Source organism: Roseateles sp. So40a (assembly GCF_048081605.1).
Classification (GTDB): Bacteria; Pseudomonadota; Gammaproteobacteria; order Burkholderiales; family Burkholderiaceae_C; genus Roseateles.
This window is the reverse complement of the sequence record NZ_CP182288.1, coordinates 1991263-2017524: the sequence shown is the minus strand read 5'-3', so window position 1 is coordinate 2017524 and position 26262 is coordinate 1991263. Positions and strand designations below refer to the sequence as shown.

Genomic DNA, 26262 nt, shown 5'->3' with positions numbered 1-26262 from the left:
CGATCAGCCGCCGTTCATCCAGAACTTGTCGCCGTGCCGCACCAGCCACTTCTTGCCGGCGCGCACCGTCGAGCTCTTGTCGATCGGCTCGCACTTCTTGCCCACCGTCCCGCTCTTGATGCCCGTGCCGCTACCCGGCATGTCGCCCACGCTGCTCGGTGTCTTGCTCTGATCGAAGACCACCGCCGGACTGCCGTTGAGCTTCACGCTCTTCACCACCCCCGTCGCGGCGCTCACCTGCGACGTGATCGGATACGGCACCGGGACCATCGAGCTGCCCATCGGCGTCTTGCAGACGTCCGGCGGCATGCTGTAAACCACCCAGCCGCTTTCCTTGCGAGCCCCCAGGTTGCTAGCCATGCGCGGCCTCCTCCATCTTGAACAGCGGCGCCGCCAGATCGGTCTCGAACCTCAGCTCGGCCGTCTTCACGTTCATCTCCGCCGACACGCTCGCGCGCCACACGATGGCCAACTCCATCGCCTCGGTATCCACATGCAGCGTGTCGATCACGCACGCACCGCCCAGCATCAGGCCGCTCTCCAGATGGAACAGCACCGACGCCCGATGCCCCGGCAGCGCGATGAACGCGTACCCGCTCGGGCACAACGCCGGATCGATCAGGTTGCCCAGCTCGAGGTAGCAATCCGGTCTCGGGAAGGCGATCTGCTGGTCCTGCGGCGCGGCATTCCAGTACGCCATGTCGAAGTCCCGCGGCAGATTCGGCCACCGGCTCTCCAGCCACTGCTCGTCGTAGGAGCCCGCACGCTGGATGCGCGGCGTCCATGCGCGACCCACGGGCCCGAATCCCGCTGGACGATGCGCATATCTCGTCGCCTGCTCCAGCATCTGCGGCGGCTGTTGCCCCGCGGGCTGCTGCGTGATGTCGGGCCGCTCGACGAGATCGTCCGGCAGCTCGATCTGCGGCGCGGGCCAGGAGGCCGGCATCGGCAGACGCGCATCTCGCAGCGCGCGCCCCAGGTCCGCATGCAGCCATCCACGGCCCAGCGGATTCACGAAACACACCTCGTTGAGCAGCAGCTCGGGCTCATCGGGCCGTTGCTCGAAGTCGGGATTGGCCACGCGGCTCGCGCCGCCGTAGGCCAGCTCGTACAACAGCGGCACCGACGTCACCGGCCCTTCGACTCGACGCTCCCAGCCGCCTGCCCCATCCGGCGCGAAGGCCGATGGCGCGCGCAGATGCAGCGCCTTGTCGAGCAGCATCTCCCGGTTGCGCTCCCCTTGCGGTCCGGGCGCGCGCAGCCACGCATCGATGGCGATGCGGCGGCGCTCCTGCCAGGCCACCCGGTCGGCGAAGCTCGTTTCAGGATCGGTCGGCGGAGGCTCGTAGCCCGCGGCGGCATCGGCCTGTGGATGACGGGCGGGTTGACTCACGCGCACGCGGGCCAGCCATCCCTCGCTGGCGACACCACCGGGCGCATGCGAGCGCCCCGTCACCAGCACGTCGCACTTGAGCTTGAATGGCGCGAGATCGCTTTCCACGCGCACGCTGCTGTGGCCGACCTCGCCGACGTACAGGTCGTCGGTGACCAGCGGCGGCGCGCCCGCGTCGATGATCTGCGGCACCAAGCGCAGCGGACCGCTCGTCGCAGGTACCGCGCCCTCGAGCTGCCACGCAGGCACGAGCTTGTAGACCGTGCGCATCGCCACGACCTCGTGCTCGCGATCCTGCGTGTCGATGCCGCGATAGCCGGCCGCGCCGAACGGCGTGAGGTTGACCAGTTCCATGCCGGGCTCCGACCTCAGTTGAGGTCGATGTCTTTGCCGTTGATCTGCACCGGACCCGAGGCGTCGAACAGGAACTCCGATCCGACGATGGTCACCTTGCCGTCCTTGGTCATCGTCAGGCTGGCCTTGCCGACGACGAAGCGGATCGCGTCACCGGCAACGAGCTCGTAGGTCTTGCCCACGCGCGTCGTCTTGCTCAGGCCCACCTGCTCCGATTGCTGCAGGCCCACCGTCGTGTTCATCAACCCGCCGACGGTCGTCTGATACGCGGCACCGATCGTCAACGCCTTGCCCAGCCCGATCGTCTCGGCCTTGGCCAGCGCGATGGTCTCGGTCTTCATGCCCCCGATCGTCACCGACCGGTTGTCCCCGATCGACACGGTCTCATTGAGATCCACCCGCTCCGTCCGGTTCTGATGAACGGTGATGGTCTCGTCGAGATCGACAGTCTCGGTGCGGTTGCCCTTCACATGGACCGTCTCATGCCGGTCGATCGTCTTCGTCCGGTCACGCCCGACCCAGTGCGTCTCGTCGTTCTCGACCTCGATGTCCTGGTTCTTCTCCGCGTGGATCCACAGCTGCTCGTCGCCCTGCTTGTCCTCGAAGCGGATCGCGTTGGCGTTGCCGTAGCTCCCGCCCTTGGTCGAGCGCGTCAGGAAGCCGCTCTGCGTCGCGTTGGCCGGCAGGTCCCACGGCGGCAGGTTCTCGCCGTTGTAGGTGCGGCCCATGATGATCGGCGCATCGGGGTCGCCCTCGATGAACCCGACGATCACCTCCTGCCCGATCCGCGGAATGTGGATGCCGCCGAAGTTCGAGCCCGCCCACGGATGCGCCACGCTCACCCAGCACGAGCTGCGCTCGTCGCGCTTGCCGCGGCGGTCCCAGTGGAACTGCACCTTCACGCGCCCGAACTTGTCGGTGTGGATCTCCTCGCCCGCCGGACCCGTCACGATCGCCGTCTGCGGCCCCGCCACCAGCGGCTTGGGCGTCTTGCGCGGCGGCCGGTACTGCTGCGCCGCCGGAATGCAGTTGAAGCTGCAACGCAGCCCCGTCTCGCCCGAGCCCGCCTCGTTGGCCGCCTGGCGCAGGCTGATCTGCGTGCCGGTGATCAGGTACTGGGCGTTCTCGGTATCGCGCGGATGACGCGTCAGCGCCAGCAGATGGCCCGTCTGGACGCCCTGCGCGTTCGTCGTGCCGTCATAGGTATTGAAGGCGGTCTGCAGCTCGTCGAGCCGATCCTCGACGTACTGCGACCCGTCGCCCGTCTGGATGTAGCCGCCCGGGTAATCGAAGATCTCGCCGTCGGACAGGTCGTAGTTGCGCGCCACGCTCTGATCGGTCTCCAGCGAGGTCGACGGCCGCTGGAAGTCGTAATCGGTGATCACGACCTTGCCCGGCTTCACGCATTCCGCGCTGGCCCAGCTCTGCACGTATTCCAGCTGCGGCGCGGCCTGCGCCTCCGAGCCGTAGAACGGCAGCGACTCGCAACCCGCCTTCGCGTCATGGCCGCTCGCGGAGTCGCACAGCACCACCTTGTGGCCGCTCTCGTCGTGCTCGACGTACCAGTAGATGCCCTCGTGCTCGAGCAGCCGAGCGACGAAATTGAAGTCGGTCTCGCGGTACTGGACGCAGTAGTTCCAGGTCCGGTACGGGCGCAGCAGCTTGAACTCGTAGCGCGCGATCGGGTGGTCCTCGAAGACCTGCTTGACGATGTCCGGCACCGACATCTCCTGGAAGATGCGGCAGTCCGAGGTGCGCGACAGCAGCCACAGCCAGGGCTTGAGCTGCATCTCGTAGACGCAGTGCTTGCCCTCGAAGCCACGCTGCGCGAAGCGCGTCACATAGCCGCTGAGGTAGCGCGGTGCATCGTCGCGCAACGCGATCGTGAGCGTCGCGGACTTGCCCAGCAGCTCGGAGGCCTGGATGTCCTTGCGCTCGCTGAGCAGCGTCAGCACGGTGTCTCCGGCATCGCTCAGGCCCTCGCGCGACACACACGAGTGCACGCGCAAGGCATCTTCAGGCAATGCGGTCTTGAGGCGGAACGGTGAGGCCATAGGTCTTGCTGGATCTCCCTGACCCGCACGGTAGGGGGCGCCTATCGCGCGGGAAAGAGGCGAAAGTCACTTTGGGCCGCGCAGTCCGCCCGCTAACGTCCGTCCACTCCTCCCGCGCCAGGGGCAGGGCTTGCCCTGGGCGAAACATCCGGTTGCAGACCGGGGCGTCCATCGCGCGTCGGAGGGTCATGTAGGAGTCCGCCATGCCCGCAGCCCGCATTCCCGGCCCCCAGGGCGCCGGGGCCAACACCTTCGCCATCGACGACGGCACGATGATCCGCGCGGCCTCGCCGCTGGTCGCGCCGGTGGGCACCGCCGCGCGCGCCGACAAGCCCGCCGCCATCGACGACGACACCCGCGCGCTGGCCGCGGTCGCCTATGGCGAGGGGTCGACGGGCAACGTCTACGAGGAGATGGCCGCGATCGCCAACGTGCTGGTGCGCCAGCAGAAGGCGCGCGGTTTCGCCACGATCAGCGCCTTCATCAAGAAGGACAAGACGTTCGCCTTCGCCGCGCATGACGGCAACCAGCGGCATGACAAGCTCAAGAAGGCCACCGCCGAGGAGATCGCCGCCGACACCGGCATGAGCGACGCGCTGCGCGGCGCGCGCAACGCGTTGAGCTCGACGGGAACGGATTACTCCAACGGCGCGTACTTCTGGGACGGGGCGGACATCAAGTCCAACTACGACAAGCACCCCAAGGTGAAGGCCGGCATCCACATCACCGATCCCAAGCACAACATCTACGACATCAAGGACAAGGACGTGCCCGGCGAGGAGTGGTGGCGCAACGCGCAAGGGGTCAAGACGAAGTTGCGCGGCAAATGGGATTACAAGTACGAGTCCACCGCCGCGTATGGCGGCACGATCTTCTGGAAGTACAACGCGGACTTCGTGAAGGCCACCAACAACAAGGAATACGACTGATGCCCGGACCGTCGCGCCTGCTGCCGAAAGCTCCCGTCCCGGTGAGCGCCCTCGCCTCCTCGATGTCCGCGTGGGTGGCGGTGTCGCTGGCCGGCGTGCTGTTCACGGCCTGCGCGGCGCAGGCAGACACCGTCGCGCGCAACGCCACGGAGTTGCGCGACGCGCTGCGCGGCAACGCGCCGGCGGCGGTGCTGGAGCCGCTCAAGACCGAAGGCTGGTGCGGTCCGCAGGGCTGCTTCGTCGATGCCGGCGAGCTGCGCATCGATCGGGACAAGGGCGGCTTCGCGCGCGCCGAGGGCGGGAAGAAGCTGCAGGTCGTCGAGCACAAGGCGCTGGGTGGCGACGCCCTGCCCGATCTGGACTGGACGCCGACGGATGCGTACCGCGTGATGGCGGGCGGTCAGCGTTGGGGCAGCTGCCTGGAGTTCTCGCACGCGGGCGTGGGAAAGAGCGGCACCTTCCAGCGCTGGACCAGCGTGGTGCTGGTGCCGTTCAACGGCGCGGCACCGGGCGCGACGGCGCATCGCTTCGTCGGGTACTGGACGGGCTGCGATTCGCTGGTGACTGGGGCGACGACGGGAACGCTGTCGCTGCGCGTGGTGGAGCGCTCCGAGCCCAAGGCCGACAAGCCGCTGCGGCTGGTGGCCTATCAATGCAGCGCGCGTGGGTGCGAAGGCCAGGACGATCGGCGTGCAGTCAACGGCGAGCCGGGCAATGCGCAGGATGGGACCTTGACGATCAAGCAACCCTGAGCGTCAAGCCCGCGCGGCTCATGGCGCTGGCTCAAGGCGCCGGCCGGCGCCCCAGGATGATGATCGCCATCCCCACGAGGCTGACGGCGACGCCGATCCAGTCGGTGGGCGTGGGCTTGACCTTGTCCACGAGCATCAGCCACACCATCGCTACCCCGATGTAGACGCCGCCATAGGCCGCATAGACACGGCCGGCGGCGGTCGGATGCAGCGTGAGCAGCCACGCGAAGAGCGCCAGGCTCGCGGCCGCGGGCACGAGCAGCCACGCGGACTTGTCCTGCTTCAGCCAGAGATACGGCAGGTAGCAACCGACGATCTCGGCGACCGCGGTGACGACGAACAGCAGGAAGGTCTTGGCGAGATCCATGGCTCAGCGCTCGGGAATGACTTCGTAGAAGTGGATGACCAGCCGATCCTGCGGCACGAGGTCCTTCGCGCGGAACTCCAGCGTCCTCGCGTCGATGCGCCGGGCCTGACCGGGGAAGCACAGCGACACGATCTCCTCGGGCTTGGCCTTCTCGATGCGCAGCGTGAAATCGCCGATCGGCCCCTTCCAGTTGCGGCCGGTGCCCAGGATGTATTCGACGTCCTTGAGCATCACCATCAGCAGCTTGGCGCCCGCATCGACCTCGCGCTGCATGCGCCGATCGAGCGCGGCACGCGCGCCCTCGTCCAGGCAGACGGCGTCCTCGCCGTGCTTGGCTGGCGGAGGCAGACGATCCTCGGGCGGCACCCATCGGTTCTGCTGATACGGATAGGTGTAGACCTGCCCGTACAGCGGCTTGTACTCGTGCTCGACGCGCAGCGGCCGGTCCTTGGGGAAACGCTGTTCCCAGTAGACGGTCTCGGTGACACGCCACTGCGGGAAGCCCTGCTCGACCGCGCCGATGGCCTCGAGCTTGCGCTGCACCGCCTTCGGGTAATCGCAGACCTCACGGTCGCAGCCGAAGGTCTCGAAGATCGTCAGGTCGGAGAGCCCGGCGCGGCGCAGCGCGGCGGTGACGTCGCGGCCCTTGAGCATGGCCTTGTGCTCGAAGCGGGTCGGCACCGGCTGACCGTCGACGAGCACCTTGAACGGCCGCAACGGGTAGTCGTTCTGGCTGAGCATCGACATGCCCGGATTCCAGCCGTAGTCCGGCATCGGGAAGGCGACGGTGCTGCGGATGTCCGCGCGGCCCTCGTTGACGAACTGATAGGTGACGCGGATGCGTTCCTGCGAAATCTCGAGGAGCTCGGAAGCCATGCGGACATCGGCGCTCTTGACGAGCTCGATGCCGCCGGTGCCCACGCGGGCCATCGAATCATTGGCGCGAGCGACAGGCGACAGCGTCGCGGCCAGCAGCATCGCCGCCAGCACGGAAAGGGATCGGGTCATGGCGGCGGAGTATCCGCGAGGATCAGACGTCCAGGCTCAAGCGCTTGATGGCCGATCGCACCTTCGTCTCCGAGGCCGTCATGCCCATCCGCTGCATGCAGGCCTTGAGGCGGCCCTCCCGCTCCAGGAGTCCAGCCTTCGCCTTCAGGAAGGAGGAAGCAATCGACGACCCGTAGGCAAGCTCCGCCTTCTCCCGGCCAGCCGCCATCACGGACGCATCCGCGGCCATCATCGCCAGATCGATCAGGTCCCGAGAGGCGACGCTGTCATCTGCCCAACGGTCCGCGTTGGCCATCAACTTGGACGCCACGAGGTCCACCCCCGTCAATCGCCACGCGCCGCAGACCCGCTCCTCGGCTTTGGGCTCATCCAGCGTGATCCGGCTCTCGAAGACGATCTCGAACTTGATGGCGCGTTCGCCGCCCATCGAGACCGCGCTTCGAATGCCGTATTGATCGACGCGAGCTTCCCGCTCGATCTTCACCGCCGGCGAGAACGCCCACGCCAGACCACGCTGATCGACAAGCGAGCGCATCTCGCGGTAGCCCTCCTTGTCGTCGCACATGAAGTCGATGTCGACCGACTCGCGGAACTCGTCATAAGCCAGCGCGATGGCAGTCCCGCCGCCGAAAAGGCAGCGATACCCCTTCAGCATGTCGCTGTTCAACTGCTCCAAAACTGCGGCGATGTGGCGGTGATGAGGCCGCTCAAACAAGGAACACCCCCTTGCCCACGGTCGCCACCAGCTTGTCGATCAAGGCCCGCTCCTTGGGAGGCACAAGCGCCTGATCCACATGACGCCAGTTGCGTTCATAGAGCTCAAGGGCTTCCTGAGGCGACACCGTGGCACCAGGCTCTTGGATGTGCCAGGCAATCTGTCGAAGCTGCGGATAGTCCCCGATGCGGATCCGCGCGGGCATCCGACGCGGCGGCAGGCGCTCGCCGGGCATCCTTCGCTCGGGATCACCAGCCACTTCAGCCAGATCCTGCGACAACCGAAGCGAATCCAGCACCTTGAGGAAGGTGGCCACCGTCACCGATGGATCGCCTTGCTCCAAGCGATGCAGGGTCACTCGGGTGATGCCCGCCTCCTTGGCCACCTGCTCGGCGGTCATGTTCCGACGCAGACGGGCCTCCCGGACGCGCTCGCTCACCTGCCCCCAGAGGTGCTGGAGGTGATCGGTGAGAGGAAGGGCTTTGGCCGGCATGTATCGCGTTTTATACGAAGACGCGATGACATGCAAGCTTCAGGCCTCAGTCGAACCCGTACTCGAAGTCCCCATCCTTCACGCTCAGGCCGACCTTGGTGATCGTCTGCCCGTTGGTCAGGCGCGTGAGGTACTCGCGGCTGATGCGCGGCAGCACCGTGTTCGTGAGGATCGCGTCCACCACGCGGCCGCCGCTCTCCACCTCGTTGCACCGGCTGATGATCAGCTTCACCACGTCGTCGCCAAACGTCAGCGGCACGCCCAGGTTCTCGCCCACGCGCTTCTGGATCCGGCCCAGCTGCAGTCGAACGATCTGGCCCAGCATCTCCTCGCTCAGCGGGTAATACGGGATCGTCACCAGCCGTCCCAGCAGCGCCGCCGGGAACACCTTCAGCAGCGGCTCGCGCAGCGCCTTGGCGATCCCCTCTGGCTCGGGCATCAGCTCCGGATCCGCGCACAGCTTCATGATCAGGTCGCTGCCCGCGTTGCTGGTCAGCAGGATGATCGTGTTCTTGAAGTCGATGTAGCGGCCCTCGCCATCTTCCATCCAGCCCTTGTCGAAGACCTGGAAGAACAGCTCATGCACGTCCGGATGGGCCTTCTCGACCTCGTCCAGCAGCACGACGCTGTACGGCCGGCGCCGCACCGCCTCGGTCAGCACGCCGCCCTCGCCGTAACCGACATACCCCGGCGGCGAACCCTTGAGCGTGGAGACCGTGTGCGCCTCCTGGAACTCGCTCATGTTGATCGTGATGACGTTCTGCTCGCCGCCGTACAGCGCCTCGGCCAGCGCCAGCGCCGTCTCGGTCTTGCCCACGCCCGAGGTCCCCGCCAGCAGGAACACCCCGATCGGCTTGCTCGGGTTGTCCAGCCCGGCACGCGACACCTCGATGCGCTTGGCGATCATCTCCAGCGCATGCCGCTGACCCACCACCCGCTGGTTCAGCGTGTCGGCCAGCTGCAGCACCGCCTGCAGCTCGTTGCGGACCATGCGCCCCACCGGGATGCCGGTCCAGTCCTGCACCACCGCGGCCACCGCCTGCTCATCCACCTGCGGCAGGATCAGCGGCGCGTCGCCCTGCAGCGCCGTGAGCTCGGCGCGCAGCCCGTGCAGCTCGTCGAGCAGCGGCGCGCGCTCGGCCTCGGCCGGTGCGCCCTCCCCGTCCTTGCGCAGCAGCGCATGCAGCTCCAGCACGCGATCGACCAGGCCCTTCTCCTTCAGATGCCGGGCCTCGAGCTCCGCCTTGCGGGTCTGCGCCTCGTCCAGCTGCGTGGCCACGCGCTGCTTGCGCTCGGCCACGTCCATGCCGATCGCGCCCTCGCGGCCGATGATCTCGCGCTCGACCTCCAGCGCCTGGATGCGGCGCAGGCAGTCCTCGAGCTCCGCCGGCGTCGCATGCTGGCTGACCGCCACGCGCGCGCACGCCGTGTCCAGCAGGCTCACCGCCTTGTCCGGCAGCTGCCGCGCCGGGATGTAGCGATGGCTCAGCCGCACCGCCGCGGCGATGCCCTCGTCCAGCAGCGCCACGCGGTGGTGCTGCTCCAGGATCGTCGCCACGCCGCGCAGCATCAGCACGGCCTTCGCCTCGTCGGGCTCGGGCACCTGCACGACCTGGAAACGCCGCGTCAGCGCGGGGTCCTTCTCGATGTGCTTCTTGTACTCGGCCCAGGTCGTCGCCGCGATCGTGCGCAGCTTGCCGCGCGCCAGCGCCGGCTTGAGCAGGTTGGCCGCGTCGCCGGTGCCGGCCGCTCCGCCCGCGCCGATCAGCGTGTGCGCCTCATCGATGAACAGGATGATCGGCTTGGGCGACGCCTGCACCTCGTCGATCACCTGACGCAGCCGGTTCTCGAATTCGCCCTTCATGCTCGCGCCGGCCTGCAGCAGGCCGATGTCCAGCATGTGCAGCGACACGTCCTTCAACTGCGGCGGCACGTCGCCCTGCGCCAGCCGCAACGCGAAGCCCTCCACCACCGCCGTCTTGCCCACGCCCGCCTCGCCGGTGAGGATGGGATTGTTCTGGCGGCGGCGCATCAGGATGTCGACGATCTGCCGGATCTCCTCGTCGCGGCCCGCGATGGGATCGATCTCGCCATCGCGCGCGCGCTGCGTCAGGTCCACCGCGAAGCGCTTGAGCGCCTCCTGCTTGCCCATCGCCGCGGGCGCGATCGCGCCGCTCGCATCGCCGGGCACGGCGCCGGGCTCGGCCGCGCGCATCGCGCGCTCCGGCGAGCCTTCGAGGATCTGGTTGAAATGCTCGCTCAGGTCGTCGACCGGGATCTTCTCGAACTGCTTGGACACGGACAGCAGCACGTTGCGCATCGAGGCCGTCTTCAGCAGCCCCAGCACCAGGTGACCGGTGCGCACCTGCTGGTCGCCGAACATCAGCGAGCCATAGACCCAGCCGCGTTCCACCGCGTTCTCGACCCAGCTCGACAGGTCCGTGACCGAGGTCGCGCCGCGCGGCAGCCGGTCCAGCGAGGCCATCAGGTCGGCCGACAGCTGCGCCGCGTCCAGCCCGTAATGCTTGACGATGCGATGCAGGTCGGAATCGGGCGTGTTGAGGATCTGATAGAGCCAGTGCTGCAGCTCGACGTACGGATTGCCCCGCAGCTTGCAGAACACGGTGGCGCCTTCGATCGCCTTGTAGGCCAGCGGATTGAGCTTGCCGAAGAGGCTGGTACGGGCGATTTCTGTCATGACGATGCTCCCTGTGATGCCGGCGGCGTGGCCCGCCCCTTCACCCGCTGTCGCGGATGCAGGCGCAGGTCGCCCCGGTCGTGACGATGCGGACGGCCGCCCGAGCGGCCCGTCCAGGAGGTGAAGCCCAGTCGCGCGCGACCGCTCAGCGCCGCGGCGGGCACTTCGTCGTGTCGCAGCACGGGCTGCAGCTCCCATTGCAGGTTGTGGCCGACGTACTGCCGGATCCAGTCGTTGAGCGGCCGCCACGCGTCGCCGTCGGGCAGGAAGCCCTCGTACTGGCGCAGCGTCAGCGGTCCCAGCACGACGCGAAAGCGGTACTGGCGGTCCCAGGCCTTGTTGCCGGCCGCCGTGTTGCGACCGAGCTGCGGCAGCTCGCGGCCGATGCGCTCCGGACGTTGGCGCGCGAAGCCGAGCCGCGTGCGCTCGCCGTCCTCGACGGGCAGCCAGTGCGCGACGTGCTGCTCGATGCGCACCGGCACGCCGAAGTGCAGCGAGAGGATCTTCTCCAGCCCCTCGGCATGTTGCGCGCGGCCGCCATGCAGCCCGGCCTGGAACAGGCGCGCGGTCTGCGGCAGCGAGTCGCCCGGCCGTTGCGCGCCGTCCAGCCCCGAGGCCGCGCCCAGCCACGCGGCGTAGCGGTCCGAGGCCGGGCGGTCGTGCTGCACCGTCGGCTGGGACTGCGCCCAGGCGCGATAGAAATGCAGCAGCAGCCGGTGATGGAAGACGTCGAGGAAGCGGCTCAGCGTCGGATCGCCGCGCTGATGCAGCCGCTCGCGGGTGTACTCGGTCAGGTGCAGCGGCATCGGCCCCTGCGGTCCCAGCAGGCCGAAGAAACGCACACCCAGCCGCGGCGCCGGGTTCTGCCCACGCGTCAGGCTGGACAGCGCCGCCGGGGCGAAATCGAGCTCGGGCTCCTGGCCCAACCGGATCGCCTCCTGCGACGGCCGCAGGCCGCGACCCAGCCGCGGCACGTCCGGCGTGAGGCCCTCGATGCGGCGCAGCAGCGCGAAGAAATCGTGCGCCCACGGCGTGGCCTCGACGTCCTCGAACAGCGCGCGCAAGGCGGCGTCGTCGACGCTGCGCCGACCCGGCCGCCGCGCAAGCAGTGAAGCCGGCGACGGCTCGGTCTCAGTTGCAGCCGATGCAGCCGATGAAGGCGGCGTAGAAGCCGAAGCAGCCGAAGCCGCGGCGCTCGCGGGGTCGGCGCCACGCGCCGGCACGGGCGCGTCCGGGCCGTCCGGTCCGTCCTTGCGGACGTTCACGCGCGGCTCCCCGAGGCGCGCTCCGAGCGGCCCTCGGCATCGCCGCCGATGCGCGGTGCCCATCGCTTGACGGGACCGCGCTGCGGCGTGCGCAGGCTCAGCTGCGTGAAGCTGTTGATCGCGGCATGGCGCGTGAAGTAGCGCTCCAGCACGCTGGCGAAGAGGAAGGCGCTGTGTCCCTGGAACGCAAGCTCGTCCAGATCCAGCGTGATCTCGCTGCCCGAGCCGAAGCTCAGCGGCCCGGTGAACGGCAGCCGGCGCACGACCGGCACCGCCTCGACCGCGCGCACGCCCTCGACCTGACGCAGCCAGGCCGCATCGCCGGGCGGGCCGTACAGCGCGAGCAAGCGCCGCAGCGTCGCCGCGGCCTGCGCCGGCGGCTCATCGCCCCAGGGCAGTTGCTGCTGGGTCAACAGGCCCACCAGGCTCCAGCCGGCCTCGCCGACCGGTTGACGGTTCACCGGCCGCGTCGGTCCCTGCACCGCCTCGACCTTGAGCACCGGCCCGGCGGCATCGAGCCGCCACACCCCGGCGCCGTTGTGCGGCAGCAGCATCGGCAGATCGCGGTTGGTGACGAGCGCGGACACGGACAGCTGCCGGATGTCCTCGCGATACGGCGCATGCCGCGGATCGACAAGCGACAGGAAGACCTCGTCGCCGATGTAGCCGGTGCGCGGCCCCTGCTCCTTCTGCCGCATCGACATCAGGCGGGGCTCGCGGCGCGCGGTGTAGAAACCGGGCGCGTCGGAGCGGGCCTCGTGGTAGGTCGCGTACAGCGGCTCGAAGCCCTGCTGACCGAGCGCGCCGGCACCGTAGCCGGTGACCGACTGCAGGCTGTGGATCTCGTAGTCCATCGGCCGCGTGCGGTCCGGGACGACGTGATATTCCCAGTTGCCGGTGCCGAGCTGGATGCGGTCCAGCCGCTTGGGGAACAGGTTGACCGCCGGCGTGCAGTGCAGCGAGACGCTGTCCGCATCGACCATCGCCTCCAGCGCCGCGTCGCCGCGGCTGAAGAACAGCACGATCTCGAAGCTCGTGCCGTCGATGCGCGAGAGCCGCTCGGCCAGGTGATCGATCTCCAGGAACAGGAAGCGGCGCGGCATCGCGGCCAGCTCCTGCATCAGGCGGCAGCCGGAGAAGTTGCGATGGGTCTCGGGCAGCAGCGCCTCGTCGGGTGCGAAACCGAGCGGGCGGATGCTCGCCGCGCCGCGCCATTGCGACAGCACCGCGGGCGCGTCGATCCCCTCGCCGGTGACGAAGCTGCCCAGCGGCGCGCCCAGCGCGAGCTCATGCAGCCGGTACGCGACCTCATCGGGCGCGCTCAGGTACAACGCGAGCCGGTCCAGCCCGAGCTGGCGCACGGGCACGCCGCCGCCCGTCTTGAAGCGCAGGCGCAGGCCGCCGCGCGAGCCGGCCGCCTCGGGCAGGCGCGACATCGGCAGGTCGGGCGCGTGGCTGAAGTACTGCGCGTCCTCGAGCGTCAGCGGCCACAGCGTGACGTCGTGGGCGGTGCGGAACTCGCAGCGCGTGTCCTGGCCGCGCGCCACGCCGGACTGCAGCACGCTGCCGCGCGGCACCGGATGGCCCTTGGAGAGATTGGGATCGGTGGGATCGACGCTGAAGCGCGCGATCATCATCGAGGGCACCGGCGCGAGGAAGTTCGGGTAGATCGACTCGAGCAGGTGCGTGATCAGACGCGGATGCTCGGCGTCGAGCTTGAGCTGCACGCGCGCGGACAGGAAGGCGAAGCCTTCGAGCAGGCGCTCGACATAAGGGTCCGCGACCTCGGCGTCCTCCAGGCCGAGCCGGCCGGCGATCTTGGGGAAATCGCGGGCGAACTCGGCGCCGACCTCGCGCAGGTGGGCGAGTTCGTCGTTGTACAGGCGCAGCAGGCGCGGATCCATGGGTGTCCTCAGCCCTCGCGGACCTCGACCTGTCCCGCCTCGAGATCGAGCTGCGTGCGCAGCAGGATCTCCAGCGGCACCGGCTGCGACCACAGGTGGCCGCGGATGTCGAATTCGATGACGTTGTGCGTGTCCATCACGCTGGACGTCTCGATGGCGCGCACCTCCAGCGACTCGGGCAGGATGCGCGGCTCGAAACGCAGGATGGCCTGGCGGATCTGCTTCTCGAGCAGGTGCACGTCCACGCGCGAGGCGAGCTGCCCGGACAGCGGCGGGAGGCCGAAGTTCAGGACGCTCTCGCCGACGCGCGCGTAGGGGTCGGCCTCCTTGCCCAGCGGCTGCGTCGCGTTGAAGAGCCAGCCCAGGTCGCGCAGGACGGCCTGGCGCAGCTGCGACTTGCTCATCACGCGGCGGTCCTCGGCCTCGACGCGATGGAAGGGCTCGTCATCGGTCAGCCGGTCCAGCAAGGCCGGCTGCAGGCGATCGCGGTGGATCTGGCTCATGGCATCACGACTTCAGAGAAGGGCATTCCGCGGCGTCGGCCTTGCCGACAGGTTGATAACGGCGCTGCGCGGCGTTCCAGCGCAGCGTGGGCAGGTCATACGGCCCGCTGACCGCTGGGTGGTCGACGTGGACGCGGATTTCCTGCGGCACGCCCTCCTTCCAGCGGCCATGCTTGAGCGCCAGCATCGCGGGCTGGTCCCAGGGGAACAGCTGCGACAGGCCGCCCAGGCAGCGGAACTCGCGGTCCACCAGCAGCGGCGTGGGGAACTGCTCCCAGGGCGTGTTGTCGGGCTTGCCCTCGTAATACGCGAGCGTGAAGATCGAAATCAGCGCCACCTCGGGCCGCCCGCCGGGCGCCGTCAGCTCGCACCGGCGCGCGAACGCCAGGTAGGGCTGCCAACTGCCGGGCAGGCGCGCCTGGTCCTGCGCTTCCAGCGGCGTGCAGGCGTCCGGGTCCAGAGTGCGCCAGACGCCGCTCTTGCCGGACGGCCGGGCGCTCGAGGGCTTGGCCGCGCTGGCGTCCGTGGACGGCCCGCTTGCCGGTGCGCCGGCCCAGACCGGCAAGCCCACCAGCAGGCCGGTGGTCAGTGACGCACCTGCGGCCCATGACCGCCGGCGAGCCCTGCTCGGCAACAGCCCTCGACTCATTCAGGTCCTCAATTCGATCAGACGAATGTCCAGCAGACCCATCTCACCCTGATCGCTCATCAGCACCCGCTGTCCGACGCCCGCGTACTGGTCGTCCTGCGACCCTGGCAGCGCCTGCCATTCCGTGCGGCGCGCCATCCACACGCGCTCGTCGTCGAAGGCCACCGTGCGTGGATACCGCGTCGGGATCAGCGCCACTGACGCGCCGCCGTTGGGGAACTCCAGATGCGCCGGCGCCCAGACCAGGTCGCGCAGGTCCGTCGGCGGCTCGATGTGGATCTCCTTCAGCGCGGAGAACGGCACCCAGCAGTAACGCCCATTGATCACCGCCTCCAGCACCGGACCCAGCCGCGAGTCCGCGTCGCAGATCCAGTCGAAGGCCTGTCCATCGATGCTGCCGGCCGTCGTCGGCGCGTCTTCCAGCGCCTGCGCCCGCAGCTTGCGCGCGCCGGCCGCGTCGCCGTCGGTCTCGACCTTCAACGCATGCACCAGGTTCGCGACCCACTCGGCCGGCTCGCCCATCACCATCGGCGTGGTGCGGCCCTCGAAGACGGCCTCGCGCACGAGCTCGCACTTCAGCGCCTCGCGGTACGTGTTCACCATCGCCAGCGTGCCCGCGTCGAGCTCGCCGCAGACTTCCAGCTGCGCCGCCGCCCGCGCCCACTGGCCGGTCACGGCCAGCAGCTGGAACAACATCGTGCGCAGCTTCGCGTCCTGCGGGCGCTGACGCACCTCGGCCTGCGCCGCGGCGAGCGCGTCGGTCGGGCGGCCCGCGGCCAGCAGCTCCTGCACGGTGCTCATGTCAGGTCGTCGTCGAAGGTGTGCGTGCCGCCCATCGCGCCCTTGGCGTTCTGCGTGCGGTACTCGATGTTGACCTTCTGGAAGCTCATCGCGATGCGCTCCACCGGCGCGCCGCTGTCATCGGCCTCGATGTCGTAGGACGCCACGCGCGCCTTCTCCAGCGTCAGGCAGAAGTAGTCCTCCTGCGAGCCACCGGCCTTGCGCAGGTAGAGCTTGGCGCTCTTGACCTCGTCATTGGTCGCCACGGCGCTCATCAGCGCGGTGCTCGCGCTGTCCAGCCCCTTGGTGATCGTCAGCTGGCGATAGCTGCGGCGGCCCGTCTGCTGGCCCGCCACGGCGTCTCCCGCCGCGCCCACGCCCCAGCTGAAGCCGCGCACGACGATGTCGTTGGCGTGGCCCGCCGAGGTGGACTCGCCCTTGACCTTGCCCGCCCGCTTGAGCGACAGGTCCAGGTACATGTCGGCGCTCTGCGCGCCGCCGCTGGTCAACGGATTCATCTCTCGCTCCGGCATGGACAACGCATGGCGGCGAGGCCTCGCCACCGCCATGCGTTGTCCCAGTGTTCGGGCGCGGCGCGCGCGGCCAGGGCCGGCGCGCCGCGGGTCATCCTCGTGCGATCTCGCGATCGCCGGGGATCAACGCGTTTCGGTCGTGGAAATGTTCCAGCCGAACTTGACCGCGCCGCCCAGGCCGCCCTTGGCGTCTTGGGCCTTGTACTCGAACTCGATGTCGGCGTAGGACACCGACACGCTCTCGCTGATCTCGCCGCCGGCGGAAGCGGACGGCGACACCGCGGTCACCAGGACCTGCTTGAGCGTGACCTTCAGGAAGTCCTGCTGGCCTTCACCGGCCTTGCGGCAGGTCAGCACGGCCTGATCGAAGTGCTTGCCCGAGGCGCAGGCCTTGGCCAGCACCGGGGACGCCTTGTCGTAGTAATGCGCGAACACGAACTGGCCGGGAACGCCCTTGCCCTTGCCCGAGCCGCCGCCAGCGTTGGCGGTGCTTTCCTGACGCACATCCCACGACCAGGCGAGCAGATCGATCTCGCCCTTGTGGTCCTTGTGGGTGGATTCGCCTTCGACTCCGGCGAACTTCAGATTGGCGTCGATCGTCATGGTCGGTTTCTCCTAGATGGACTCTTTGAAAACAGTCTCCGCTTCAACGCTCAATCAGCGGCGGAGACCAGGGATTGCGGGCCCGAGGGCCCGGATGCTTTGCCTCGAAAGATCAGAACGGCGCCTTCGACAGCGCTCCCTTCAACACGTCGCGCGTCATCGCGCGCGATTTCTCGATTTCCGTCAGCCGGGCTTACTTGCCCTTCTGCGAGGGCAGCGTCGACACGAGTCGCAGCGACACGGTCAGGCCCTCGAGCTGGTAATGCGGACGCAGGAAGAATTTCGACGAGTAGTAGCCCGGGTTGCCCGGGATCTCCTCGACCAGCACTTCCGCGGCGGCCAGCGGCTTCTGCGACTTCGTCGTCTCCGAGGAGTTGGCGGGATCGCCGTCGACGTAGTTCATGATCCACTTGTTGAGCCACTTCTCCATGTCCGCGCGCTCCTTGAAGGAGCCCACCTTGTCGCGCACGATGCACTTCAGGTAATGCGCGAAGCGGTTGCAGGCGAAGAGATACGGCAGCCGCGCGGCAAGGTTGGCGTTGGCGGTGGCGTCCGGATCGTCGTACTCGGCGGGCTTCTGCAGCGACTGCGCGCCGATGAACGCGGCGAAGTCCGAGTTCTTGCGGTGCACCAGCGGCATGAAGCCGTTCTTGGCCAGCTCGGCCTCGCGGCGGTCGCTGATGGCGATCTCGGTGGGGCACTTCATCGCCACGCCGCCCTCGTCGGTCGGGAAGGTGTGGGCCGGCAGGCCCTCCACCGCGCCGCCGGCTTCCACGCCGCGGATGCGCGTGCACCAGCCGTAGGTCTTGAACGAGCGGTTGATGTTGGTGGCCATCGCGTAGGCCGAGTTGGCCCACGTGTACTTGCCGTGCTCGCCGCCGCCGGTGGCTTCCTCGAAGTTGAATTCCTCGACCGGGTTGGTCTTGGCGCCATACGGCAGGCGCGCCAGGAAACGCGGCATGGCCAGGCCGATGTAGCGCGCGTCGTCGGACTCGCGCAGCGACTTCCAGGCGGCGTACTCGGGCGTGCTGAAGATCTTGGTCAGGTCGCGCGGGTTGGCCAGCTCCTGCCACGACTCCATCTGCATCAGCGACGGATTGACCGCGGCGATGAAGGGCGAGTGCGCGGCCGCGGAGACCTTGGCGATCTCGCCCAGCAGCTCGACGTCGGGCGGGCTGTGGTCGAAGTAGTAGTCGCCGACGATGCAGCCGAAGGGCTCGCCGCCGAACTGGCCGAATTCCTCTTCATAGACGCGCTTGAAGATCGGGCTCTGATCCCAGGCCGTGCCCTTGTAGCGCTTGAGCGTCTTGCCAAGATCGTTCTTGGAAATGCTCATCACGCGGATCTTGAGCTGCTCGTCGGTCTCGGTGTTGTTGACGAGGTAGTGCAGGCCGCGCCAGGCCGATTCCAGCTGCTGGAACTCGGCGTGGTGCAGGATCGCGTTGACCTGCTCGGAGAGCTTCTTGTCGATCTCCGCGATCATCGCCTCGATGGAGACGATGACGTCGGTGCCGATCAGGTTGGTCTGCGACAGCGCCTGCTGCGCCAGCGTCAGGACGGCCTGCTCGACGGCGGACTTGGCCTCGTCGGTCTTGGGCTTGAATTCCTTGTTCAGCAGCGAGGCGAACTCGCCGCCCTGGTACTCGATGCCCTGCAGTGAGGGCGCGGCTTGCGAGAGGGTCTCTTCGGCCATGGTGTCAGCTCCGTGGGGTCCGGGTTATTGCGCGTCGCCGCCGTCGGCGGGCTTCTGGGCCGAGGCCAGGGACTTGAGCAGCGCCTCGTCCTTGACCACCTTGGCGATGAGCTGCTCGGCGCCGGCCTTGCCGTCCATGTAGGTGATCAGGTTGGCGAGCTGCTGGCGGGCCTCGAGCAACTGCTTGAGCCCGTCGACCTTGCGCGCCACCGCGGCGGGCGAGAAGTCGTCCATCGACTCGAAGGTCAGGTCCACCATGAGGTTGCCCTCACCGGTGAGCGTGTTGGGCACGGCGAAGGACACGCGCGGCTTCATGGCCTTCATGCGGGCGTCGAAGTTGTCGACGTCGAAGTCCAGGAACTTGCGGTCCGACACCGGCGGCAGCGCCTCGGTGGGCTTGCCCGACAGGTCCGACAGCACGCCCATGACAAAGGGCAGCTGGACCTTCTTCTCGGCGCCGTAGAGCTCGACGTCGTACTCGATCTGCACGCGCGGGGCGCGGTTCCTGGCGATGAACTTCTGGCTGCTGGTGGCCATGTTTGCTCCTTGAAGCGTGAATCAGGGGACGACGGGAGACGGGGGTTCTTTGAAGCTGGCTGGGGGATCACTCGGCGATCACGACGATCACTCGTTGAGGATCCCGGCGAGCTTCTCGATCTCGTGCACGCCCTCGGGGTTGAGGTCGCGCATGATTTCCATGAAGTTCTTGCTCATGAGCCGTTGCGCGCGCCGGATCAGCAGCGGCGCGGGGTTGCTGGGCTCATGGCGTTCGATCCATTCGCAGGCGCGCTGCAGCGCGCGCACGGCGTCCTCGCGGCTGGCGATCGTGCCGGGCGCGGCGACGGCGCCCACGAGGCCCGCGGCCGCATGGCCTGCTCCGGCGAAGGCACCGTCAGCGCCGGACGCCGCGTCGGCGCCCAGGTCGACGCCCTGGCCTTGCAGTTGCCCGGCAGCGGCGGCCAGCGGCTTGAACAGGCGCAGCAGCGGCGCGAAGTCGGGGCCCTGTCCAGCGCCCAGCGGGGTCTCGATGGCGGCGACGATGCCCTGCACGGCGGGCAGCGCCTCATGCAGGCGCGCGGCGAAGCGGGGATCGTTGGCGGCCTGCGCGGACAGGCCGGCCATCAGGCCCTCGGGCGACGGCACGGACTCCTCGCCGACCGGGTCGGCGTTGCCCAGTGCGAGCTCGACGTCGCGCACGCGCGGTCCGCCGCGCTGGCCGGTGAGGCTGGCCGCGCGCAGGTCGGCCAGCGCCGCGCTGCCGCTGATCAGCGGCTGCAGCGCGTTCAGGCGCATGGTCGGGTCGTTGTGGTCCGAGGCGTCGAGCTGCGGATGGACATGGTCCCAATGGCGCTCGAGCAGGCCGCGGATCAGCCCCAGGCCCTGCAGCGCGGCGCCAAAGCCGTGCAGCCGGGCGCCGGAGCGCAGCAGCCAGACGGCCACGCGCAGGTCGCGGGTGCGGGCGGACAGGGCCAGGGCCTGCTCATGGACGGCAAGCCAGTCGGGTTCCTCGGCGGCGATGACGGTGTCCCCGTACTGCTGCTCGGGTTTGCCCGCACCGGCCGCCTCGAGGGCGAGGAAGGCAGGGTCGTACTCCAGGTCGGCGCCACAAGGGGCGTCGTCCTGCAGCGGAGCGAGCAGTGCGTCGAGGTCGAGATCAGCCATCGCGTCGGAGGCAGCCAGGCAGTTGCATGGACTGGACTCTATTGACAGCTGTTCAGGCGCACAGTGGTCGAAAGTCACTTTGCCCCCCAAGGGGCGGGTCAGGCTAGGGATTGGCGCGCGGAGGGATCCGGGTGTGGCTCGGCGCCAGGCCTTCCTGTCGACGCATTGGCAAGTCCCATTTCGAGGTAGCGCCATGAAAGACGTCTGTCAGAAACATTAACAACATGTTTCGCCACAAGACAGCCGGCCGGACGGGCCGCCATACTCCGCCCCCGCAAGACCTGTCCCCTCTGTGCGGGACAGGCTCACCAGGCCCGCACCATGACACCCATCACCACGCCCGACGCGCCGCCCCTTCCTCCAGACGCTCCTGACGCCCCTGACGCTGACCGCCGTCGCTGGCTCGCGATCGCCGGGGCCAGCGCGCTCGGGGCCACGCTCGCGGCCTGCGGAGGCGGCGGTGGCGGCAGCGCCGAGGCGCCCGCCTCGCCGTCCGCGCCGACGCCGTCTCCAGCGCCTTCGCCAACGCCGGCACCCTCTCCTGCCCCGGCCCCGGCCCCGGCGCCCACGCCCGCGCCGCCTCCCGCCTCCACCGTCAAGCGCGGCCTGGCCTACGACCTCAAGGACGCCGCCGACTTCAGCGCGCTGGCGGGCGGGTCGGTCGGCTGGTGGGTGAACTGGGCACTGCAGCCCAACGCCACCGTCGTCGCCCAGCCGAGCATCGCCGGTGCGATGGAGCACGTGCCGATGCTCTGGAACTTCAACTTCGACACCGCGCAGGTCGTCGCCGCGCTCAAGGCGCGACCGTCGGTGAAGTCGCTGCTGGTGCTCAACGAGCCCAACCTCGTCGACCAGGCCAATGTCACGCCGGCCAGCGCCGCCGCGCAGTGGCCGCGCTACGAGGAAGTGGCCCGCCAGACCGGGGTGAAGATCGTGGGCCCGGCGATCACCTGGGGCACGATGGCCGGCTACACCGACCCGGTCGCCTGGATGGACGCCTTCATCGCCGCCTACCGCGCCGCCAACGGCGGCCGCGATCCGCAGATCGACGCCCTCGCCTTCCACTGGTACGACTACGGCCTGGCCGGTCAGCTCGATCGTCTGACGAAGTACGGCAAGCCGTTCTGGATCACCGAGATGGCCAATTGGCATGCCCAGAACGACGGCGCGCAGATCGACACGGTGGCCAGGCAGAAGGCGCAGATGGCCGAGATGGTCCAGATCTGCGAGTCGCGCACCGACGTCGTCCGCTACGCGTGGTTCACCGGACGCTGGTCGCCGGATCCGCATTTCACGAGCCTGCTGGGCGCCTCGGGCGCGCTGACCGAGCTCGGCCAGCATTACAAGTCCCTGCCCAAGGGCTGACGGAGGGGCGGAGCGCGCGATGGCGCGGGGCGGGACTGCCGATTGCTGGTGGTGGGCATCATCCCTTCAAGGAGAGATCCCGATGAGCACACGCTTCCAACGCAGCCGCCCCCTGTCCACGATTGCCGCCGTGACCGTCGCCCTGGGCGCGATGCTCGGCGCGGCGGGCGCCTCGGCGCAGACCGCGGCCCCCGCGGCCTCTGCACCGCGCGCCGCGCATGCCGACAGCAGCTTCCTGAAGAACGCCGCCGAGGCCAACTTCGGCGAGATCAACGCCGCCAACATCGCCCTCAAGAAGGGCGTCAGCGCCGACGTGAAGAGCTTCGCGCAGAAGATGATCGACGACCACAAGAAGGCCGATTCGGACCTGCAGTCGCTGGCCGCGTCCAAGGGCGTGAAGCTGCCCACCGAGGCCACGATGATCCAGAAGGGCAAGGAGAAGCTGCTGGAACAGCGCGACGGCACGAGCTTCGACCACCATTACGCCGAGAACCAGGTCAGCGCCCACAAGGACGCCGTCAAGCTGTTCGAGAAGGCCTCCAAGGACGCCAAGGACGCTGACGTGAAGGCCTGGGCGGCGAAGATGCTGCCGGCGCTGCAACAGCACCTGACCGAGGCGCAGGCGCTGGAAACGGCGACCAAGGCCGCCGACAAGAAGAAGTGATCGTTGAACCGATCGGGCGCTGAACGCGCCGATCAACGCAGCGCGGCCAGCACGGCCGCCTGCGTCCGCCAGCGGCGCCGGTCGGCGTCGCTGGCGAGCTCGCCGCCGTCGGCATCGTCCGGCGGCAGCAGTTCGCTCAAGTCATGCACCGGCACCGTGGCCACCTCGGCCAACCGGTGCGTCATCGAGGCCGGGAGGCCGTCGCACACCACCACGTCGTAGAGCCGGCTCAGCACCCGCGCGAGGTCGCGGAACTCCGCCGGGTCGCCCGCCGATGGCGCCTCGCCAAACAGTCGTGATGCGGCCAGCAGCGTGACCTCCGCGCCCAGCGCTCGCGCGGCTTCGCTGAACTCGTCCGCCAAGGCCTCGGGCCGCTCGCTCACCAGCCCGATCTTCAGACCGAGCGGATGGCGCAGGGGGGGAACGGGGGTGCGGTCGGACATGGACGTCAGCATCGGTCGCGTTACGGCGGATCGGAACGAGGTGCGCAGCGTAGTCAGCTGGCGATTGAAGGCGTTGACCGATGTCAATCGGATCGTGACGGCGCGCTGTCCGCGCCATCCCCACCGCGGAGATTGATGGCTCGTTACCGAACCGTCACCAAGGGTTCACCGACTGTTGCCGAGCGATGTCAAGGATTCGCGCGGTGTTTGCCCCCGATTCCTAGCATCACATCAATCCTTCAACCAGAGACCATCATGCACAACGCCCTCGCAGTTGCCGTCCCCCCGAGTGATGCTTCCCGCGACCGTCTGCGCGATGCCCCGGCCAGCCGCCCTCGCATCGCGTCCTCCGCGAATCAATCCCCGCTGGACCCCTCTTCCGACGCGCTCACCGGCGCGGCCTCCTCCCCCGACGCGCGTCCGCTGGCCCGGCTGGCCATGCCCGTGGCGATCAACGATCCCCGCTACCCGAGCCGCGATCCGCAGCAACGCATGCTTGAAGTGATGCGCGTGATCCGCGACGTCGTGCAGCCCACGGCGAAGGTCGTGCGCGCGGGCGACCTGATCTTCCGCGCCGCGCAGCCCTTCAGCACCGTCTTCCTGATCAACGCCGGCGCCTTCAAGCTGGTCAGCCGCAGCCTGGACGGCCGCGAGCAGATCGTGAGCCTGAAGTTCCGCGGCGACTGGCTGGGCTTCAGCGGCATCGCGCAGGGCCGCCACCCCTGCGACGCCGTCGCGATGGACACCGGCAACATCTCGATCATTCCTTACGAGACCCTCACCGCGGCCTGCGCCCGTCACCCGGAGATGATGGCCGTCGTCCACGAGGCGATGAGCGCCGAGATCACGCATGAGCGCCAGTCGCTGATGTCGGTGTGCACGCTGGCCTCGCTGGCGCGGGTGGCGGAGTTCCTCTGCGCCTGGGCGCGCAGCATGCATCAGCGCGGCCTGCGCGCCGACGAGCTGACGCTGCGCATGACCCGCGCCGATCTCGGCAACTACCTGGGGATGACGCTGGAGACGGTCAGCCGCTGCCTGTCGCGCCTGAACCGCGACGGCCTGATCCGATTCGGCGAGCGGGGCCGCCGCCAGATCTCGATTCCCAGCCTCGTGGCGCTGGAGCAGTTCGTGATCAGCGGCTCGGCGGGCCGGACGGACGCCGCCGCGGCCTGAGCGCCAACAACGCCGGGGGCGCCCTGAGCGCCCCGAGCCCCCTCAGCGCCACCCTCACCGCTTGAGCACCCCGACGATCGCCCGCGCCAGCGCGGCGCGGTCGTAGGGCTTGGGCAGCAAGGTCCCCGCCAGCGTCCCGTCTGCGCCGAGCAGCTCCTCCGAGAAGCCCGACACCAGCAACACCGCGATGTCCGGCCAGTCGCGACGCACCTGGGCGGCGAGTTCGGTACCGCGCATCCCGGCGCCGAGCGCGATGTCGCTCAGCAGCAGCTGCGGCCGACGCGCGTCGTGCGGCTCCTGCGCCTCCCCGGGGGTCTCCAGCACGCGCAGCGCCTCCTCCGCGCTCGCGCAGGCGGTGACCTCGCAGCCCAGATCGACGAGGTAACGCCGCGCGACCGCGCGCACCTCGGCGTCGTCCTCCACCAGCAGCACCCGCAGCCCCCGCGGCACGGCATCACCGTCCCGCATGGCTCCGTTGCCCGCGCCGCCCGCGCCGCCCATCGACTGCTCGTCGGCCAGCGCGGCCCGCGGCGGCTGAGGCAGCACGAGGCTCAGCGTCGTCCCCTGCCCCGGCACGCTGTCGATACCGACCGCGCCGCGCGACTGCCGCGCGAAACCGTAGACCGTGCTCAGCCCCAGCCCCGTGCCGCGCCCGGCCTGCTTGGTCGTGAAGAAGGGCTCGAAGGCGCGTTCCTTCACGTCCTCGGGCATCCCGGTGCCGGAATCGCTCACCGCGATGCGCACGTAGCGCTGCGCGTGAACGGGCAGCCGCTCGACATCGTCCACCGATCCCCGAAGAGGTTCATCGTCCCCTCCGTCCTGATCGTCCTGATCATGCCCGCTGTCGTCATCGGGGACTTCCTCCTCGAGCTGTCGGCGCAGCGCCGCCGGCACCGCATGCAGCGGCGCGGCTTCGAAGACCAGTTCGCCACCCTCGGGCATCGCGTCGCGGGCATTGATGGCGATGTTCAGCAACGCCGACTCCAGCTGCGCCGCATCCGCCTGCACGTCGGGGCAGCCCGGCGCGACCTCGATGCGGATACGGATGCGCTGATCCAGCGTGCGCCGCAGCATGTCCGCCAGCGACCGGATCATCGCGCCCACGTCCACGCTCGTCGGTTGCAGGCGCTGGCGGCGCGAGAACGCCAGCAGCTTGCCGGTCAGCTCCGCCCCGCGGCGCGAGGCCCGCGTGGCCGCCGCCACCAGCTGCGGCGCGAAGCCGTCGTCCGCCACCGCCGGCAGATCCGCGAGCACCTGCAGGTTGCCCTGGATGACGGTGAGCAGATTGTTGAAGTCATGGGCGATGCCGCCGGTGAGCTGCCCCACCGCCTCCAGACGCTGCGAGTGATGGAGCGCCTCCTCGGTCCGCGCGCGCTGCAGGCAGGTGCCCAGCAGGTTGGCCACGGATTCCAGGAACCGGAGCTCCGCGTCGCCGAATCGGCGCGGCTGGCGCGAGCGCACGACCACCGTGCCCACCGCGCGGCCGCGGTCCGACAAGGGCACCGACAGCGCCGACATCAACCCGGCACGGCGATACGCCTCGGGCACGACAAAACGGGTCTCGCGCGCGTAGTCCTCGACCACCACCGGCAGGCCCTGCGCGAGCACGAATCCCGGCGGCGTGTCCGGCTGATTGGGCAGGCGCGCGCCCACACCCTCCTCCGGCAGCAGCCCCACGCCGCTGGCCAGGCGCAGGGTCGTGCGCGCGTGATCGAGCAGGAACACCGCCGCGAGTTCCACCTCCAGCGCCTGCGCCGCGATCGCCGGCACCGCCTCCAGCACGGCCCGCGGATCGAGCGCGTCGACCGCGATGCGGCCCAGCTGCGCGAGGTGCTCGCTGTAGCGGGCGCGTTGCAGGGCCTGTCGCACACGTGGGTACTCGGCCACGCTGCGCATCGAAGCCATGGTGTACGGCAGCCCCAGCGGCTGCAGCGGACTGAGCGCGATCTCGACCAGCACCTCGGACCCGTCGCGCCGCCGCGCGACCAGCTCGGTGGCCGTGCCGCCCATCGGCCGCGCGCGCGGCGCGTGTTCATAGGCCTGGCGATAGGCGGCGTGGCGCGGCCGGATGCTGTCCGGCACCAGCATCTCGACCGGCGCGCCGATCAGCTCGTCCTGCGTGTAGCCGAGCAGCTGCGAGACCGTCGGATTGGCGAGCCGGATGCGGCCCGTGTCGTCGACCAGCATCAAGGCGTCGGGCGACGCGGCGAACAGCGCGCGCAGCAGGACCGCTTCGTCGACCCCGGCCGTCCCGTCGCTCAT

General features: G+C 69.1%; 25 protein-coding genes. 5 read left to right on the top strand and 20 right to left on the bottom strand.

Translation table 11 applies throughout. The features are described 5' to 3' along the window. Nucleotides 1-3 precede the first annotated feature (3 nt). From ACNI65_RS09360 to ACNI65_RS09350, 3 genes are read right to left on the bottom strand one after another with little or no spacing between them, the layout of a single operon-like run. A complete protein-coding gene (locus ACNI65_RS09360) occupies nucleotides 4-360 on the bottom strand; it encodes a DUF4150 domain-containing protein (RefSeq protein ID WP_416762573.1) in 357 nt (118 codons plus the stop codon). Beyond that, nucleotides 353-1747, bottom strand: a complete 1395-nt coding sequence (locus ACNI65_RS09355) for a DUF2169 family type VI secretion system accessory protein (RefSeq protein WP_416762572.1) — start codon at nucleotides 1745-1747, stop codon at nucleotides 353-355. Before ACNI65_RS09355 ends, ACNI65_RS09360 begins: the two co-directional genes overlap by 8 nt. A 14-nt stretch (nucleotides 1748-1761) precedes the next feature. Further along, entirely contained in the window at nucleotides 1762-3801 is a 2040-nt protein-coding gene (locus tag ACNI65_RS09350) for a type VI secretion system Vgr family protein (RefSeq protein WP_416762570.1), read from the bottom strand. Nucleotides 3802-4004: 203 nt separating this feature from the next. Here ACNI65_RS09350 and ACNI65_RS09345 point away from each other — a divergent pair, with 203 nt between their 5' ends. Next, nucleotides 4005-4730 carry a hypothetical protein gene (locus tag ACNI65_RS09345; RefSeq protein WP_416762569.1) on the top strand — a complete coding sequence of 242 codons (726 nt, stop codon included), beginning with the start codon at nucleotides 4005-4007 and terminating at the stop codon, nucleotides 4728-4730. Next, nucleotides 4730-5482, top strand: coding sequence for a hypothetical protein (locus tag ACNI65_RS09340; RefSeq protein WP_416762568.1), 753 nt, complete (start codon nucleotides 4730-4732; stop codon nucleotides 5480-5482). Before ACNI65_RS09345 ends, ACNI65_RS09340 begins: the two co-directional genes overlap by 1 nt. 31 nt (nucleotides 5483-5513) lie before the next feature. Here ACNI65_RS09340 and ACNI65_RS09335 read toward each other — a convergent pair whose 3' ends face one another. The 15 genes from ACNI65_RS09335 to tssA all read right to left on the bottom strand — a co-directional run bounded on the left by ACNI65_RS09335 (nucleotide 5514) and on the right by tssA (nucleotide 20355). Further along, complete coding sequence (locus tag ACNI65_RS09335; protein WP_416762567.1) at nucleotides 5514-5849, bottom strand: YnfA family protein; 336 nt, start codon at nucleotides 5847-5849, stop codon at nucleotides 5514-5516. A gap of 3 nt (nucleotides 5850-5852) precedes the next feature. Further along, nucleotides 5853-6857: a DUF4424 family protein gene (locus ACNI65_RS09330; protein WP_416762565.1), complete on the bottom strand. Its 1005-nt coding sequence runs from the start codon at nucleotides 6855-6857 to the stop codon at nucleotides 5853-5855. Between the two features lie 22 nt (nucleotides 6858-6879). After that, a complete protein-coding gene (locus ACNI65_RS09325) occupies nucleotides 6880-7524 on the bottom strand; it encodes a nucleotidyl transferase AbiEii/AbiGii toxin family protein (RefSeq protein ID WP_416762564.1) in 645 nt (214 codons plus the stop codon). Between the two features lie 40 nt (nucleotides 7525-7564). Further along, complete coding sequence (locus ACNI65_RS09320; protein WP_416762562.1) at nucleotides 7565-8065, bottom strand: helix-turn-helix domain-containing protein; 501 nt, start codon at nucleotides 8063-8065, stop codon at nucleotides 7565-7567. 46 nt (nucleotides 8066-8111) lie between these two features. Beyond that, the gene (tssH, locus tag ACNI65_RS09315) at nucleotides 8112-10763 is read right to left on the bottom strand and encodes a type VI secretion system ATPase TssH (protein ID WP_416762561.1); all 2652 of its coding nucleotides are present in this window, start codon (nucleotides 10761-10763) and stop codon (nucleotides 8112-8114) included. Further along, nucleotides 10760-12028 (bottom strand): type VI secretion system baseplate subunit TssG, encoded by a 1269-nt coding sequence (gene tssG / locus ACNI65_RS09310; RefSeq protein ID WP_416762560.1) that lies wholly within the window; start codon nucleotides 12026-12028, stop codon nucleotides 10760-10762. The genes tssH and tssG overlap by 4 nt, the downstream gene beginning before the upstream one ends. After that, complete coding sequence (gene tssF / locus ACNI65_RS09305) at nucleotides 12025-13932, bottom strand: type VI secretion system baseplate subunit TssF (RefSeq protein ID WP_416762558.1); 1908 nt, start codon at nucleotides 13930-13932, stop codon at nucleotides 12025-12027. Before tssF ends, tssG begins: the two co-directional genes overlap by 4 nt. An 8-nt stretch (nucleotides 13933-13940) precedes the next feature. Further along, complete coding sequence (gene tssE, locus ACNI65_RS09300; RefSeq protein WP_416762557.1) at nucleotides 13941-14435, bottom strand: type VI secretion system baseplate subunit TssE; 495 nt, start codon at nucleotides 14433-14435, stop codon at nucleotides 13941-13943. A gap of 4 nt (nucleotides 14436-14439) precedes the next feature. Continuing rightward, complete coding sequence (locus ACNI65_RS09295; protein WP_416762556.1) at nucleotides 14440-15084, bottom strand: hypothetical protein; 645 nt, start codon at nucleotides 15082-15084, stop codon at nucleotides 14440-14442. Next, nucleotides 15085-15885: a type VI secretion system accessory protein TagJ gene (locus ACNI65_RS09290; protein ID WP_416762554.1), complete on the bottom strand. Its 801-nt coding sequence runs from the start codon at nucleotides 15883-15885 to the stop codon at nucleotides 15085-15087. Beyond that, nucleotides 15882-16382: an Hcp family type VI secretion system effector gene (locus ACNI65_RS09285; RefSeq protein WP_416762553.1), complete on the bottom strand. Its 501-nt coding sequence runs from the start codon at nucleotides 16380-16382 to the stop codon at nucleotides 15882-15884. Before ACNI65_RS09285 ends, ACNI65_RS09290 begins: the two co-directional genes overlap by 4 nt. A 138-nt stretch (nucleotides 16383-16520) precedes the next feature. Beyond that, on the bottom strand, nucleotides 16521-17000 hold the full coding sequence (locus ACNI65_RS09280) for an Hcp family type VI secretion system effector (protein WP_416762551.1): 480 nt from the start codon (nucleotides 16998-17000) through the stop codon (nucleotides 16521-16523). Between the two features lie 193 nt (nucleotides 17001-17193). Next, nucleotides 17194-18693 (bottom strand): type VI secretion system contractile sheath large subunit, encoded by a 1500-nt coding sequence (gene tssC, locus ACNI65_RS09275; RefSeq protein WP_416762550.1) that lies wholly within the window; start codon nucleotides 18691-18693, stop codon nucleotides 17194-17196. Nucleotides 18694-18717: 24 nt separating this feature from the next. Further along, nucleotides 18718-19230: a type VI secretion system contractile sheath small subunit gene (tssB, locus tag ACNI65_RS09270; RefSeq protein WP_416762549.1), complete on the bottom strand. Its 513-nt coding sequence runs from the start codon at nucleotides 19228-19230 to the stop codon at nucleotides 18718-18720. Between the two features lie 87 nt (nucleotides 19231-19317). Beyond that, a complete protein-coding gene (gene tssA, locus ACNI65_RS09265) occupies nucleotides 19318-20355 on the bottom strand; it encodes a type VI secretion system protein TssA (protein ID WP_416762547.1) in 1038 nt (345 codons plus the stop codon). Nucleotides 20356-20676: 321 nt separating this feature from the next. Here tssA and ACNI65_RS09260 point away from each other — a divergent pair, with 321 nt between their 5' ends. Continuing rightward, nucleotides 20677-21720, top strand: coding sequence for a glycosyl hydrolase (locus ACNI65_RS09260; RefSeq protein ID WP_416762546.1), 1044 nt, complete (start codon nucleotides 20677-20679; stop codon nucleotides 21718-21720). 82 nt (nucleotides 21721-21802) lie between these two features. Further along, nucleotides 21803-22384, top strand: coding sequence for a DUF4142 domain-containing protein (locus ACNI65_RS09255; protein ID WP_416762545.1), 582 nt, complete (start codon nucleotides 21803-21805; stop codon nucleotides 22382-22384). Between the two features lie 32 nt (nucleotides 22385-22416). On the opposite strand, the gene ACNI65_RS09250 is transcribed toward ACNI65_RS09255, so the two are convergent. Next, nucleotides 22417-22827, bottom strand: a complete 411-nt coding sequence (locus ACNI65_RS09250; RefSeq protein ID WP_416762544.1) for a hypothetical protein — start codon at nucleotides 22825-22827, stop codon at nucleotides 22417-22419. Between the two features lie 255 nt (nucleotides 22828-23082). Between ACNI65_RS09250 and ACNI65_RS09245 the strand changes: the two genes are divergently transcribed. Continuing rightward, nucleotides 23083-24000: a Crp/Fnr family transcriptional regulator gene (locus ACNI65_RS09245; protein ID WP_416762543.1), complete on the top strand. Its 918-nt coding sequence runs from the start codon at nucleotides 23083-23085 to the stop codon at nucleotides 23998-24000. 54 nt (nucleotides 24001-24054) lie between these two features. On the opposite strand, the gene ACNI65_RS09240 is transcribed toward ACNI65_RS09245, so the two are convergent. Next, nucleotides 24055-26262, bottom strand: coding sequence for a PAS domain S-box protein (locus ACNI65_RS09240; RefSeq protein ID WP_416762542.1), 2208 nt, complete (start codon nucleotides 26260-26262; stop codon nucleotides 24055-24057).